Annotated in this window: 14 protein-coding genes; 7 read left to right on the forward strand and 7 right to left on the reverse strand. The window is 63.1% G+C overall.

Annotation, left to right across the window (positions count from 1 at the left end; all coding sequences use genetic code 11):
• The first annotated feature begins 32 nt into the window (after positions 1 to 32).
• The gene (locus GGR39_RS16405; RefSeq protein ID WP_221226194.1) at positions 33 to 791 is read left to right on the forward strand and encodes a tyrosine-protein phosphatase; all 759 of its coding nucleotides are present in this window, start codon (positions 33 to 35) and stop codon (positions 789 to 791) included.
• Here GGR39_RS16405 and cofC read toward each other — a convergent pair.
• The 6 genes from cofC to GGR39_RS16435 all read right to left on the reverse strand — a co-directional run bounded on the left by cofC (position 788) and on the right by GGR39_RS16435 (position 7,017).
• Positions 788 to 1,351: a 2-phospho-L-lactate guanylyltransferase gene (gene cofC, locus GGR39_RS16410; RefSeq protein ID WP_183618769.1), complete on the reverse strand. Its 564-nt coding sequence runs from the start codon at positions 1,349 to 1,351 to the stop codon at positions 788 to 790. The two genes, GGR39_RS16405 and cofC, sit on opposite strands and share 4 nt — an antisense overlap.
• Positions 1,348 to 2,307, reverse strand: a complete 960-nt coding sequence (cofD, locus tag GGR39_RS16415; RefSeq protein WP_183618771.1) for a 2-phospho-L-lactate transferase — start codon at positions 2,305 to 2,307, stop codon at positions 1,348 to 1,350. Before cofD ends, cofC begins: the two co-directional genes overlap by 4 nt.
• Positions 2,304 to 3,059, reverse strand: a complete 756-nt coding sequence (cofE, locus tag GGR39_RS16420) for a coenzyme F420-0:L-glutamate ligase (protein ID WP_183618773.1) — start codon at positions 3,057 to 3,059, stop codon at positions 2,304 to 2,306. The genes cofD and cofE overlap by 4 nt, the downstream gene beginning before the upstream one ends.
• Positions 3,060 to 3,069: 10 nt before the next feature.
• Positions 3,070 to 3,735, reverse strand: coding sequence for an NADPH-dependent F420 reductase (gene npdG / locus GGR39_RS16425; protein ID WP_058737446.1), 666 nt, complete (start codon positions 3,733 to 3,735; stop codon positions 3,070 to 3,072).
• On the reverse strand, positions 3,732 to 6,059 hold the full coding sequence (cofH, locus tag GGR39_RS16430; RefSeq protein ID WP_425490613.1) for a 5-amino-6-(D-ribitylamino)uracil--L-tyrosine 4-hydroxyphenyl transferase CofH: 2,328 nt from the start codon (positions 6,057 to 6,059) through the stop codon (positions 3,732 to 3,734). Before cofH ends, npdG begins: the two co-directional genes overlap by 4 nt.
• Before the next feature lie 178 nt (positions 6,060 to 6,237).
• Complete coding sequence (locus GGR39_RS16435) at positions 6,238 to 7,017, reverse strand: enoyl-CoA hydratase-related protein (protein ID WP_183618775.1); 780 nt, start codon at positions 7,015 to 7,017, stop codon at positions 6,238 to 6,240.
• 326 nt (positions 7,018 to 7,343) lie between these two features.
• Here GGR39_RS16435 and GGR39_RS16440 point away from each other — a divergent pair, with 326 nt between their 5' ends.
• The 6 genes from GGR39_RS16440 (at position 7,344) to GGR39_RS16465 (ending at position 13,187) form a co-directional block, all read left to right on the forward strand.
• The gene (locus tag GGR39_RS16440) at positions 7,344 to 8,177 is read left to right on the forward strand and encodes an aldo/keto reductase (RefSeq protein WP_183618777.1); all 834 of its coding nucleotides are present in this window, start codon (positions 7,344 to 7,346) and stop codon (positions 8,175 to 8,177) included.
• A gap of 163 nt (positions 8,178 to 8,340) precedes the next feature.
• The gene (locus GGR39_RS16445; RefSeq protein ID WP_221226195.1) at positions 8,341 to 9,114 is read left to right on the forward strand and encodes an SDR family NAD(P)-dependent oxidoreductase; all 774 of its coding nucleotides are present in this window, start codon (positions 8,341 to 8,343) and stop codon (positions 9,112 to 9,114) included.
• An 18-nt stretch (positions 9,115 to 9,132) separates the two neighbouring features.
• Positions 9,133 to 9,942 (forward strand): SDR family NAD(P)-dependent oxidoreductase, encoded by an 810-nt coding sequence (locus tag GGR39_RS16450; RefSeq protein WP_183618779.1) that lies wholly within the window; start codon positions 9,133 to 9,135, stop codon positions 9,940 to 9,942.
• 91 nt (positions 9,943 to 10,033) lie between these two features.
• Positions 10,034 to 11,212, forward strand: a complete 1,179-nt coding sequence (locus GGR39_RS16455; protein WP_343055921.1) for a cytochrome P450 — start codon at positions 10,034 to 10,036, stop codon at positions 11,210 to 11,212.
• Between the two features lie 5 nt (positions 11,213 to 11,217).
• On the forward strand, positions 11,218 to 11,700 hold the full coding sequence (locus tag GGR39_RS16460; protein WP_183618781.1) for a VOC family protein: 483 nt from the start codon (positions 11,218 to 11,220) through the stop codon (positions 11,698 to 11,700).
• Between the two features lie 23 nt (positions 11,701 to 11,723).
• On the forward strand, positions 11,724 to 13,187 hold the full coding sequence (locus GGR39_RS16465) for an aldehyde dehydrogenase family protein (protein ID WP_183618783.1): 1,464 nt from the start codon (positions 11,724 to 11,726) through the stop codon (positions 13,185 to 13,187).
• A gap of 69 nt (positions 13,188 to 13,256) precedes the next feature.
• Here the strand turns inward: GGR39_RS16465 and GGR39_RS16470 are convergent.
• Positions 13,257 to 13,503, reverse strand: a 247-nt coding sequence (locus GGR39_RS16470; RefSeq protein WP_183618785.1) for a hypothetical protein, incomplete at its 5' end; no start/stop codon positions are given.

The raw sequence follows: 13,503 nt of genomic DNA on the forward strand, positions 1-13,503 counted from the left end.
TGTCACGGTCCGACAATAGGGGAGATACGCCTATGTCCTCGCATGCCATTCCGATCGCGCCATGTGCGCCGAATCTTCGCGACGTGGGGGGCCTTGCCGCCGGCGAGGGCAGGACGGTGCGTTGCAACGTTCTTTATCGTTCGGAACATCTCGCCCCGCCTGAGCAGGAAGCGGCCGCGCTGGCAGTGCTGGGCATTCGCAGCGTGATCGATCTGCGCAGCGCGCGTGAAAAGGCGCGCGCGCCCAACGCCTGGCTTCGCGCCCAGGGGGCTCGGATCTACGATCTCGACGTCGCGGCGGACTTCCGCGCCCATGCCATGCCGCACCAAGCTCTGCTTGACGATCCCGGGGAGGGCGGTGCGATCGTGATGATGACCAGCACCTATCGGGAACTGCCTCACGCCGCCGGCAAGGCGCTGGGCGAGGCGGCCGGTCTTGTCGCGCGTGGCGAAACGCCGTTGTTGGTCCATTGCACGGCGGGCAAGGACCGGACGGGATTTTTATGCGCGATGCTGCTGATCGCGGCGGGCGTTTCACCAGATGACGCCATGGCCGATTATCTGGCCAGCGAAGGCCGGGTGCATTCCCAGGTTCATTTATCTACCAAAGCGGTGATGGCGGATGTCGGCATACACGCGAGCGATGCGATGCTACGCGTATTGGGCGGCGTCCGGCGCGAATTCCTCCAAACGTCGCTTTCGGAAATTGATGCCGCGTTCGGAGGCATCGACGCTTACCTGAAGCATGTGGGCGTTGACCGCGCCGCGGTACGGGCTGCTCTGGTAAACTAAAACTTGAACGCCGCTGCGGGGCTGTCGCGCCACTCGGCAAGGTCCGTCGGGGTATCGATATCACAGGCCAAGCCTGCTGCAGTGAAGATCGTACAGGCATTGCCTGCTTCTCGATGATGAAGCATCAGGCTGCCTGCGCCGAAATGGAATGCGAACGGTCTATTGTCGGCGATGGCGATTGCGTTAGTCCCGTTCCCATGGCGATCCGGGGCGATGGCGCAGCCGGACGATGCGGCGGCGTCCAACAACGCCTGAACCTCTTCCCCCGTCAGGCTCGGCAAGTCGGCATGAATGATCGCGAACGGGCCAGGGGCCAACACGGCACGTGCCAGGGCCAGTTCCATGTTGAGGCCGCGGCCATGATCCTCCAGCCAGCCATGGCCGGCTGCGCTGGCGCGGGGCGAAAGCAGGATCACGCGGGCGAGGGGGCGAGCGATGCGACAAACGTGCTGCATCCACTTTTCGGTCAGGCGAACTCGCTCTGCTTTAGATACCGCGCCGGACAGGCGTTGCTTGCGGTCGTCGGCCGCCTTGAACGGAATGACCAGGTTCCAATTCATCGCATGGTGTCTGCCAGAGCCAGCGCAGCTTTCGCGACGCGCACCTTGTCCGCCAGGCTGTGCATCAGCGTATCCGCATGGCAGACGACGATACCTTCGGGCAGGGCGATCGACGGGTCATCCCGCTCGTCCACCAGCATCGCGTCGATGATGTCGCCGTAAAATTCGGCCACGGCGCAGGCATCGTGCGCCAGGCCCAGCTCCGTCATGATCTTGCTGGTGGGACCTTTCACGGCCTGCCCGCCGACCAAGGGGGAGACCGCTACCACTGGCGCGTCGGTCTGGCGCAGGGCGTCGGCGATCCCCGGCACGGAAAGGATCGGCGCGATACTGAGAAAAGGGTTCGATGGTGCAATGATGACCGCGCGATTGTCCGGATCGGTGATGGCCGCCACCACATTCTTGGCAGGCTTCGCGTCGGCCTCACCCATGAACGAGATGTCGCGGACGATGGGGGCGCAGCGCTCCTCGACGAAGTAGCTCTGAAAGGGCAGATCGCCCTCATCTGTATGCACGATAGTGGCCAAGGGCTGATCCGTCATCGGCAGCACGCGCATCGTGATGCCCCAGCTTTGCGCGAAGCGCCGCGTGATATCCGACAGGCTTCGGTCATCGCGCAACGCCTGCGTGCGAAGCACGTGCAGCGCCAGATCGCCATCACCCAGATTGAACCAATCGGGCGCGCCGAGCGACTTGGCGGCGTCCATGAACGACCAGGTTTCCCCTTCACGCCCCCAGCCTTGCGCGGCGTTGGCCTTGCCCGACAGAGTGTAGAGCAAGGTGTCAATATCGGGAGAGATGCGCAGCCCCATGTGCTCGAAATCGTCGCCGGTGTTGACGATCGCGGTGATTTCGGCATCCAGCCCGGCATGCGCCATCCCCAACGCCAGCTTCGCGCCGCCGACGCCGCCTGTCAGGATCACGACCTTGCCGCCTTGGCCCGGGCTTTCTGTCATCGGAACAGGTCCTCGGCGATGGGGCGGACCAATGCCTTTGCAGGCGCATCCGGTGCGGACCATGACAGACCGCGAACATAGACGGCGGGAATGCCCTCTGCGGCCTCGCCCGCGACAAGGCCGGCCGCGCTGGCGATCATGTCAGCCAGGGCCACTTGCGTCACCATCAACAGGCGCCCGTCACGATCGGTATCTCCGCGCTGATCGATGATGGAGGGCAGCCCGGCCGCGCCGATCGCCACGTTTACCGTGCCCATGCGCCAGGGGCGGCCAAAGCTGTCGGATATGACGATGGCCGGTGCGTGCGCGAAGCGGGTGGCGAGCGTGGTGTGCAGTGCGAGGGCAGACGCGTCGGCATCCTCTGGCAGCAACAGCACCTTTTCGGCATTCCCCTTGCCCAGGTTGGAGCGATCGATCCCGGCATTCGCCATGACATGGCCGCTATGATGACGCGTCACCAGAACTTGCGGCGTTGCGCGGATGATGGCGGAGGATTCGCGCAGGATCAGCTCGATCACGCGGGCATCGCGAGCGGTGTCCGCCGCCATGGCCAGCGCCTGCGGACCGGGCTCGACAGTGGCAAGATCGACCATGCGACCTTCCGCCTTCGAGACGATCTTCTGCGTGACGACGAGCACGTCCTGCGGCTGCGGTTCGATGCCAGCAGCCGTCACGGCATCGGCAAGAAGGGCGGCCAGATCCGCCCCCTCGCTCACTTCCGGCAAGCCATGGAGCGGGTGAAGCTCCAGCATTCGCTTTGGCCTATTCTGCGGTGTGCAGGCGCGTCAGCCGAATGCCGGCGCCATCGGCGGAATAGGTCTTGTTGATGAAGATCAGCACCGAGGTCAGCGCTTCGGCTGCCGCCGAGTTCGCCAGCGCACCGGCATGGATACCGCGCATGCCCATGAGTTCGGCGAGTGCCACGATCCGTTCACGCGCAGCTTTCTCGTCGCCGAAAATCAGCACGTCGCAATCGATCTCCTCATCGGTGATCAGCTTGTGTGCCGCCACGTTGTGGAAGCCGCTGACTATGCTGACGCCTTCACCCAGAATCGCCTGCGCGCGTTGCGCGGCGCTGCCCTCCTTCGGCAGCTGCACGCGCATCACTTTGGGCGGCACCAGCGGCACCGTGGTATCCACCACCAGCTTTCCTGCAACGTGGGGAGCGATCTCGCGCAAAGTCGCCTCATGCGCGGAGAATGGCACGGTGACGATGACGATATCCGCCCCGCGCGCGGCGTCGGCGTTGGCCATGCCGCGAGCGTTGTGACCCAGAGCTTGCGCAGCGTTTTCGGCGCTTTCAGCCGTACGCGAGCCGATGATCACGTTGCGTCCGGCCATGGCGAGGCGGCGCGCAATCGCTGAACCGAGATTGCCCGTGCCGCCGAGGACGGCGATGACTTCAGAGGTATTCTCGAAGCTATTCATGCGAGTTCGACCAATCCTTGGTTTACGTAGAGGGTAGAGCGGCGTTGCGCAGTTCGGTTCGCAGCGCGTGCCATGGCGGCCATCGCGTTGGGATCACAGATCTGGCCGTGCTGGCCGCCGGCGGAGCGCGTGATGGATTCGTCCATCAAGGTTCCGCCCATGTCGTTTACTCCGGCACCCAGCAACCGCGTCACGCCGTCAGGGCCCAGCTTCACCCAGCTGGCCTGGATATTGGTGATGAGCGGATGCAGGACGAGGCGGGCAATGGCATGCATCAGCAGCACTTCACGGGCGCTGGGACCAGAGCGGGACAGGCCCTTGCGAGCGATCGGCGCGCCCATGTGGACGAACGGCAGCGGCACGAATTCGGTGAAGCCGCCGGTTTCCGCCTGAAGGTCACGGATCGCAAGCAAGTGCCGCGCCCAATGATCGTAGCGGTCGACATGGCCGAACATGATCGTGGCGGTGGATCGTAGGCCGACGCCATGGGCGGCACGCATCACCTCCAGCCATTGCGCGGTCATCAGCTTGTCGGGGCAGATAACCGCGCGCACTTCGTCGTCCAGGATTTCCGCCGCGGTGCCGGGCAGGCTGGCAAGACCCGCGTCGCGCAGCCTCGTGAGGTAATCGGGCAAGCTGAGACCCAGGGTCTGCGCGCCGTGCGTAACTTCTAACGGCGAGAAGGCGTGCACGTGAAGGTCCGGCGCGGCATCCTTCACCGCTCGCACGACGCTCAGATAATAGTCCCCGTCGAACTCCGGGTGGATGCCGCCCTGCAGGCAGACTTCGGTAGCCCCCCGCTGCACCGCATCGACCGCGCGCTCCGCCACTTCGGCCAATGGCAGGCGATAGGCCGGGCCGCGTTCCGATCGCGTGCTCCCCTTGGAAAAGCCGCAGAAGCCGCATTTGTAGAGGCAGATGTTGGTGTAATTGATGTTGCGATTGATCACGTAGGTAGCGACATTGCCGCGCGTTTCGTGCCGTAGCAGGTCGGCAGCCTTCGCGATCCGGGCGATGTCGCCGCCCTCCGCACTGAACAGCGTGACGATGTCAGCCTCTGGCAGCCGCTCGCCTTTTGCGGCTCTGGCGATGATCGTCTCGATTTGCGCTGACAAGGCGGTATCGCCGATGGGCAAATCGAAAGGCATGGTTTGGGCGATGCCGGGGCGCCATCCGTCTACCACGGGCAACCCGCGCGCATCGACGACTTCGCGAACTCGGCGGCGCAGCGTCGGATCCAGCCATGTGTCAGGCTGCTGGGCAAAGTGGGGCCCGATCGCCAGGCGCTGTTGCAAGACGCGGCCCGCACGCGCCGTCAGCGTTTCCAGCAGTTCCAGCTGCGGCCAAGGCGCTTCCGGATTCACGTGGTCCGGCGTGACGGGCGAGACGCCGCCCCAGTCGTTCACGCCTGCGCGTAGCAGTTGCACGAAGCTTTCGGGCTCATGCAGGTTGGGCGGCGCCTGGATCGTCATCCGCGCGCCCAGGATCAGCCGGGCTGCGGCGATGGTCCAGAGATGCTCCTCCAGCGAAGGTTCCGAGTGATGAGCCATTCTGGTATCAGGCTTGGCTCGGAAGTTTTGGATGATGACTTCTTGGATATGGCCATAGCGGGCGTGAAGATCGCGAATGGCGACCAGCGCCTCAATCCGCTCCATCCGGGTTTCGCCGATGCCGATCAGCAGCCCGGTAGTGAAAGGCACGGCGGCGCGGCCCGCCTCCTCTATCGCAGCCAGGCGCAGGGCGGGGGCCTTGTCTGGCGAGCCGTGATGCGGGCCGCCTGGCTCCGTCAAACGAACGCTGGTGCTTTCCAACATCAGTCCCATGGAAGCGGAAACCGGGCGCAGCGCTGCGTAGTCCTGTGCATCCATCAGGCCTGGATTCAGGTGAGGTAGCAAGCTGGTTTCCGCCAGGACATCCGCAGCGCACTGGCGCAGGTAGCCCAGCGTGCTGGCAAAGCCCATGTCGGACAAGGCGTCGCGCGCGGCATTGTAACGCGCCTCCGGATGATCGCCCAAGGTGAACAGCGCCTCGCGGCAACCCATGGCCTCACCCGCCCGCGCGATCGCCAGCACCTCGTCCCGCGTCAGGTAAGGCTTGATGTGGCGGGGCGTGGTGGCGAACGTGCAGTAGTGGCAAACGTCGCGGCACAACTGGGTGAGCGGAATGAAAACTTTGCGCGAATAGGTGACGAGCGCGCCAAATTCAGACAGCGTCAAAGCCTCCGACGCCGCCAGCATTTCTGTCAGCGGCATCGCCTCGAGCGCGGCAAGCAGCTCGGTCGCCGTCGCGCCGGTCATGGCGGCGATCGTACCGGGACGCTGCATCAGCATGCGCCATCTTTGCAGGAGTAGAGGGCCGCGTTCCCGGAGCCGGTTGTTTGATGCGTCGTTCTTATCATCGTGGCCTCTCTCAACCCGGCGCGGTGCGGCATCCCGGCTTCCCTGTCACCCGGCCGGCATGTCGCGCGCTGGTCACGACATGCAGATGAGATGGCATAAGGGATCAGCGGCCTTTCCAAACACCGGGACGCTTCTCGACGAACGCGGTCATGCCTTCCTTCTTGTCCTGCGTGGCGGTCAGGATCTGGAACAGGCGCCGCTCGGTCAGCAGGCCTTGCGCCAGATTGGTTTCGAACGCGATGTTGACCATTTCCTTGTTCACCATTGCGGCCATTGGCGGCATCGCGGCGATGGCCTGCGCCGTCTTCAGCGCCTCTGCCACCAATTGATCGGCGGCAACGATGCGCGAGACGAGGCCCGAACGCTCCGCTTCGGCTGCGTCCATATTGCGGCCGGTCAGGCACATCTCCATCGCCTTCGCCTTGCCCACGGCGCGCGTCAGACGTTGCGATCCGCCCATGCCCGGCGCGACGCCGAGCTTGATCTCGGGCTGGCCGAACTTCGCGGTATCGGCTGCGATGATGAAATCCGCCATCATCGCCAGCTCGCATCCGCCGCCCAGCGCGAAGCCGGCGACTGCAGCGATCCAGGGCTTGCGCGTGGCGACGACGCCAGTCTGCCAGCCAGAGAAGAAGTCCTGCAGGAAGAAGTCCGCCGCGTCCTTGTCGACCATCTCCTTGATGTCCGCTCCGGCCGCGAACGCCTTTTCACCGCTTCCGGTCAATACCGCGCAGCGTTGCTTTGGATCGGCGTCGTAGGCGTTGAACGCCGCTGTCAATTCCGTCAGCACTTGGCTGTTCAGGGCATTGAGCGCCTGCGGCCGATTGAGCGTTATCAGCGTAACGGCACCCTGCTGCTCGACCAAGATGGTTTCGTACGTCATGATAATCGCTCTTCCTGCTCCACTATCGCTTGCGCTTATATAGCGCCGTCGTTGACCGCAAGCGGATGGCTGATTTTGCGGTGAAGAGACGCCTCTCATAGGTTTAGTGGAACGACGATGCCAAGCCCGGAAGGCGGGTCTTGGGCAGTCCGGTGGCTTCTTGTCATAACCATCATGCATTTGATGTGTTTAGAGGGGACTTGCATCAGTGTGCTGATCGTTGCCGTGTCAGCACGCTGCCGCCTCGCCGGCGATCGTGGTGATATTGCGCATCCCGGCGAGGAACATGCCAAGACGATTTGGCCGACCACGGGAGATGGCACGCAATGACAATGACAGTGAAGTTGAACGATGGCCATGTGATGCCCCTGTTGGGGCTGGGCGTGATGCAGATCGCGGACGACGATACGCCCCGGGCGATGCGCCAGGCGGCGGACCTGGGCTATCGCCTGTTTGATACAGCACCGGTCTATGGCAACGAAGCGGGAACCGGTCGGGGCGTACGCGAATGTGGCCTGCCGCGCGAAGACGTGTTCGTCACCACCAAGCTGTGGAACACCCGCCAAGGCTATGACGAGGCGTTGCGGGCCTTTGATGAAAGCCAAGCTGCGCTCGGGCTGGACTATGTCGATCTGTACCTGATCCACTGGCCGGTTCCGCATCGTAACCTATACCTTGATAGCTGGAAGGCTTTGATCCGGCTGCGTGACGAAGGTCGGGTGCGTTCGATCGGGGTATCGAATTTCATGGTCGAGCATCTTGATCATATCGTGGCCGAGACAGGCGTGGCGCCGGCGGTCAACCAGATCGAATACCATCCGGCCTGGCAGCAGCGCGAAGCCGCCGAACGCGGGTGCGCCCATGCCAGGGTGACGCAAGCGTGGAGCCCGCTGGGCCGCGGGCCGATCTTGTCTGATTCGCGGGTCGTGGAGGCAGCGGCCCGGATCGGCTGCACCCCGGCCCAGTTGGTGCTGCGCTGGCTGACGCAATCGGGCATCGCCGCGATTCCCAAGGCTTCCGGCGAGGCGCACATGCGTGAAAACCTGGAAAGCTTGAAACTGCACCTGGATGCTTCCGCGATCGCGCTGATGGACGGGATGCACGATACAGCCGGACGGATCGGCCCCGATCCCTACGTTTTCGAGAACCTGGTGCGTTGATGCATTCGGCGACGAGCCAGACGGCTCGTCGCCACCGGATCTGATATCCCATGGGCATAGGCCATCCGGGACACAACCGTTGACCATCTCCCAAAAACAGCGTCTAAGGCGTTCGTCTTAATTTGAGCGACGGAGCACGTCGCCGACCTTGAGAGGAACGTCGATGACCGATGCTGACGCCGTGCCGGCCGCGCTGAGCGCCATGTTCGGACTGACTGGCAAAGTCGCTCTGGTCACGGGCGGGGCGGTCGGCATGGGGAAGGCGTGCGGCTTGGTCCTGGCTGCGGCGGGTGCCACGGTTGTGCTGGCTGACGATGCGGATCGTATCGCATCTCTCGCCGATCTTCCCGGCACCGTTTCCCTCGCTACTATCGACATAACGTCACCAGCCTCAGTCGAGCAGGTGGTGAGCGATGTCGCCAAGGCGCACGGCGGGATCGATATCCTGATCAATGGCGCGGTGGTCAATCACAACAAGCCGTTACTGGATATCGATGCAGAGGAGTGGGACCGGGTCCAGGCGGTGAACCTCAAGGGTGCGTTTCTGATGATCAAGGCGGTGATACCGCATATGCGCAATCGCGGCGGCGGCCGGGTCATCAACATTACCACGATGGGCAGTGTCCATCCGGTGCTCAACGGCAACGGTGCCTATTCCGCGTCACGCGCGGGACTCAACCAGCTGACTCGCAATGTCGCGCTGGATTTTGCTTCCGATCAGATCACGGCCAACGCCGTCCTGCCGGGCGCGATCCGCACCGAAACGATCAATCCCGATTTCCGGCCCACCGGTCCCGGTGCGGACATGACCCGCCACGTCGGCGGATTCGGCGTGCCCGAGGATGTGACCGGGCTGGTGCTCCTGCTGGCCAGTCCGGCGGGACGATACATTTCAGGGCAAGCGATCGCCGTGGATGGCGGCTTCCTGATCGGCTGATTACAAAGGACAAGAACGATGACGATTGCTCAGGATGTAATCTACTCGCTTTATACCATCCCCGATAAGGTCGCGATCGTGACCGGGGCCGGCTCCGGCATCGGGGAAGCGACCGCGACGCTGATGGCTCAGGCCGGCGCCAAGGTCGTCGTCGCCGACCTGATCGAGGAAGAGGCACAGCGCGTCGCCGATGCGATCGTCGCCGCCGGGGGCCAGGCCATCGCGATCAAGGCCGATGTCTCCGAGGAGGTTGATGTGCAGGCCATGGCCGCGCGCACGGTGGAAACGTTTGGCGGGATCGACATTCTCGTCAACAACGCGGCCTATCGCCCCAAGGCGGACTTCTTCGAGATGGCGGTCGAAGATTGGGACAAGATGCACGCCGTCAACACGCGCGGCACGTTCCTCTGTTCGCGCGAAGCGATCAAGGTGATGCGAGCGCAAGGCAAAGAGCGCGGCGGGGCGATCGTGAACGTCTCCACCATCGGCACCGCGCTGCCCACAATCGTCAACAATGTGCATTACGATAGTTCCAAGGCGGGTATCAACTCCATCACCAAGAGCACGGCCAGCGAGTTTGCGGCCGACGGCATCCGGATCAACGCGGTGATGCCGGGTGGCGTCGATTCCGGCGGATCGCGCAAGATGCGCGCGGACCCTTCGATGAACCTGCCGATGCGGGGCCCGATCATGATGCCCGGACGCTTGCTGCTTGGTGTCGCCCAGCCCATCGAGCTGGCCAGCGCCATCCTGTTCCTCGTCAGCCCCGCCTCCAGCTACATGACCGGGCATATCATGGCGGTTGACGGCGGATATCTGGTGGGATGACCGAGATGGTAGGAGCTACGCAAGGTAGCAAGCTAGATGTAGAGCCCGTTTTCGATACGGTTGAGCGCCCCCCCATGTCGCGCCAGAACTGGTGGTCGATTTCGATTACCATGCGCCGATCCCGGACGGGGAGGATAACTACACGGTCCTCTCCCGCCTGCAGCAACACGGCCACGATATCTTGTGGACTCCGCGCAACGGTGGCCACTGGATTACCACGCGTGGTGAGGATATTCGCTGGGTCCAGGAGAACTTCGGGATTTTCAGCCATGAAGTCTTCACCATTCCGCGTGGTACTTCGCGGATCATTATGCCCCCGCTGACGGTCGATCCGCCACTTCATGCGCGCTATCGCGCCGTGTTGAACCCGTTCTTCACGCCAAAGAAAGTCGCGGTGCTTAAGGAAAAGGCCAGCGAACTTGCCATCGATCTGATCGAAAAGATTGCGCAGCAGGATCGGTGCGAGTTCGTATCGGAATTCGCCAGCGTTTTTCCTGTGATCATGTTCCTGGGTATCGTCGATCTTCCGTTGGAGATGCGCCAGGACTTCCTGGACTGGGCGCATACCTTCATGCTGGGTGAAACTCAGGCCGAGCGCGATTCCGGCTTGGGCAAGGTCCTGGGATACCTGAACAAGGTAACGCAGGAACGGTACGCCAATCCCGGCACGGATCTGATGAGCGCGATTGCCGCCTGGCGGGACAATCCGCGTTTTCAGGGTGAGAACGAAGTGCAGGGCATGGCTGCGCTGATCTACTTCGGGGGCCTGGACACGGTCGCCTCCGCGATCAGCTTCATGATCCGCCATCTTGCCCAGAATCCCGGACACCGCCGCCGTATTCTGGAAGACCCCGCGATCATTCCGCGCGCCGCCGAAGAGTATCTGCGGCGCCACGGCCTCTCGAACACCGGCCGCCTGATCATGTCCGACGTGGAGCGCAAGGGTGCCACGATGAAGGCGGATGAGATGATCATGGTGCCAATCGGGTGCTCCAGCATCGATGATCGGCTGTACAAAAACGCGATGGACGTCGATTTTGATCGGCCCGAACTGATGACCGAAAGCGGGATACCCACTCACAATACTTTCGGAAATGGTCCTCACAAATGCGTGGGCGCACCGCTGGCGCGGGCCGAATTGCAGATCGTTTTGCAGGAATGGTTGCCGCGCATCCCGGATTTCCGCCTTGATCCCGAAAAGCCCGTCCGCATTCACATGGACTCGGTCCCGGGCATCGAGGAGATGCATCTCCTGATCGGTAAGGAGTGAGCCGCGTGGCACAAAGCTTCCTGCCATTGGGTGGCTTCTATCAGTTCGGCTACGTCACTCGCGATCTCGACGCCGCGGTGGTGACCCTGGCTGAACAATTCGGCGTAACGCGCTATCGTCGCAAGCGAAGCTCGGAGTGGATGGAAGCGGTTCACGCCTGGGTCGGCGATAGCCAGATCGAAGTCCTGCAGCTGGGGCCAGGCGCGCCGAAGATGTACCATGATTACGTCCCCGAAGCTGCCGGTGAGTTGCGGCTGCAGCATCTGGGACGGCGCGTGGAAACGCTGGAGGATTGGCGGGCGCTGGAACAGGCGATTGCGAAGGGCGGCTTTGACACGCCGATGAATGCTTCGGCGATCGATGGACAACTGCGGGCGATCTACGTCGATACGCGAAGGCTGCTCGGTATCTATAGCGAGTACGTCTACTTCGCCGGGGATGCCTTGCGCATTTACGACGATGTTCCCCGCAACGATCCTGCCCGCTGACACCTGGTTTTTTGGAGATGACGATGATCGCCGAGGCCGACCTTACACTTTTGCCAAAACCCGTGTTGATGATCGGTGATCGTCAGCTGGAAAGCGCCAGCGGCGGCACGTTCCAGCATATCTACGCGGCGACCGGCAAGCCCACCGGCAATATCCCCCTGGCGGGCGTGGCGGAGATCAACGAGGCTGTCGGCGCCGCGCGCCGCTCCGCGCCGCTCTGGGCCGACATGCCGCGCAACGAACGCCGCGATGCGCTGATCCGGTTGGCTCACCTGCTGCGGAAGAATGCCGGGGAACTGGCAGGCATCGGCACGATCGAAAACAGTATCCCGATTACCATCCAGTCTTATGGTCCACATACAGCCGCCGACAGTTTCCTCTACAACGCCGGATGGACCGACAAGATCGGCGGCGATGTCATCGCCACATGGCCAACCCCCGCGTTGGATTATACGCTGGACGAGCCTTACGGCGTGGTTGCGGTCATCATTCCTTGGAACGGGCCGATTTATGCGCTGGGCATGTTGCTGGGCCCGATCCTGGCGGCGGGCAATGCCGTGGTGGTCAAGCCGCCGGAACTGGCCCCATATTCAGCGCTGCGTTTCGGGCAGCTGTGCCTTGATGCCGGGATTCCTCCCGGCATCGTCAATATCGTTCCCGGCGGGCCCGAAGCGGGTGCGGCGCTGACCAGTCATCCCGGCGTGGACAAGATCAGCTTCACCGGCAGCGGCGCTACCGCGCGGCATATCCTGCAATCTGCTGCCGTCCGCTCCACGCCGGTGCACCTGGAACTGGGTGGCAAGTCCGCCTCAATCGTCTTTGACGATGCCGATCTTGATGCCTTCGCGCGGCAGTCTTTGCAGGGTGCTAGCAACAACAGCGGGCAGGGCTGCATCAACCCCACCCGCATACTGGTGCAGGCCTCGATCTACGACGAAGTGCTGGAGCGGATGAAGCGCGTGGCAGAGGGGATCGTGGTCGGCGATCCTACCGATCCTTCCACCGTGATGGGGCCCGTCGTGGATGAGCGGGCCGTCAATCGGATCATGGGAATGATCGACCGGGCGCATGGATCGGGTGCGCGCCTGCTGACGGGCGGTGAGCGTTTGGGCGGCGCCATGGCCAATGGCTTTTACATCGCACCCACCGTGTTCGCCGACGTTCCGCACCAGGCAGAGCTTTCACAGCACGAGGTGTTTGGCCCGGTCATTGCCGTCACCCGGTTTGAAACTGAGGAAGAGGCGATCACCTTGGCGAACGGGACGGATTTCGGTCTGGCCGCCTATATCTGGACGCAGAACCTGCAACGGGCCCATTGCGCGGCGAAGCAGCTGGTGGCGGGCAATATCTGGGTGAACGGTTTCACCGGCATCCCCACCGCCGTGCCATTTGGAGGATATGGCCAAAGCGGCGTCGGGCGTCTGGGCGGCATTCACGGGATCCGCGAATTCCTTCGCCCGAAGAACATCTTCGTCTCGCTGTCATGACCGGCAATGGCGGGGAGGTAGTGCGCGTCGTTCTCAACGGCGACGGCTGGCACCCTTAAGCATTGTGAGTCACACCAGCCACGCCACGGCCAGACTTCCCGCAACCGTCGTGGCCCCCCAGAGGATCACCCCGATCCCGCCTGCGATGGCAATGCCCAGCATTCCGCCGATGGCGCCGTGCCACTCGATTCTATGCTGGACGAGGTGCGACGCGGGAAAGGGCAGGGAAGGGATGGGCTTGGTAACGGACACGATCGGCTCTCCCTGTTTCGAGGGCAGCGCATAGCGATGGCCGATGGGCTGAACCAGTCTCCCG

Source organism: Novosphingobium fluoreni (genome assembly GCF_014196615.1).
GTDB classification, from domain to species: domain Bacteria; phylum Pseudomonadota; class Alphaproteobacteria; order Sphingomonadales; family Sphingomonadaceae; genus Novosphingobium; species Novosphingobium fluoreni.

What these genes read in the sequence shown, in the direction of transcription:
- GGR39_RS16405 (WP_221226194.1), top strand. Translation starts at nt 33, where the DNA reads ATGTCCTCGCATGCCATTCCGATCGCGCCATGTGCGCCGAATCTTCGC.
- cofC (WP_183618769.1), bottom strand. Translation starts at nt 1,351, where the DNA reads ATGAATTGGAACCTGGTCATTCCGTTCAAGGCGGCCGACGACCGCAAG.
- cofD (WP_183618771.1), bottom strand. Translation starts at nt 2,307, where the DNA reads ATGACAGAAAGCCCGGGCCAAGGCGGCAAGGTCGTGATCCTGACAGGC.
- cofE (WP_183618773.1), bottom strand. Translation starts at nt 3,059, where the DNA reads ATGCTGGAGCTTCACCCGCTCCATGGCTTGCCGGAAGTGAGCGAGGGG.
- npdG (WP_058737446.1), bottom strand. Translation starts at nt 3,735, where the DNA reads ATGAATAGCTTCGAGAATACCTCTGAAGTCATCGCCGTCCTCGGCGGC.
- cofH (WP_425490613.1), bottom strand. Translation starts at nt 6,059, where the DNA reads ATGCAGCGTCCCGGTACGATCGCCGCCATGACCGGCGCGACGGCGACC.
- GGR39_RS16435 (WP_183618775.1), bottom strand. Translation starts at nt 7,017, where the DNA reads ATGACGTACGAAACCATCTTGGTCGAGCAGCAGGGTGCCGTTACGCTG.
- GGR39_RS16440 (WP_183618777.1), top strand. Translation starts at nt 7,344, where the DNA reads ATGACAATGACAGTGAAGTTGAACGATGGCCATGTGATGCCCCTGTTG.
- GGR39_RS16445 (WP_221226195.1), top strand. Translation starts at nt 8,341, where the DNA reads ATGACCGATGCTGACGCCGTGCCGGCCGCGCTGAGCGCCATGTTCGGA.
- GGR39_RS16450 (WP_183618779.1), top strand. Translation starts at nt 9,133, where the DNA reads ATGACGATTGCTCAGGATGTAATCTACTCGCTTTATACCATCCCCGAT.
- GGR39_RS16465 (WP_183618783.1), top strand. Translation starts at nt 11,724, where the DNA reads ATGATCGCCGAGGCCGACCTTACACTTTTGCCAAAACCCGTGTTGATG.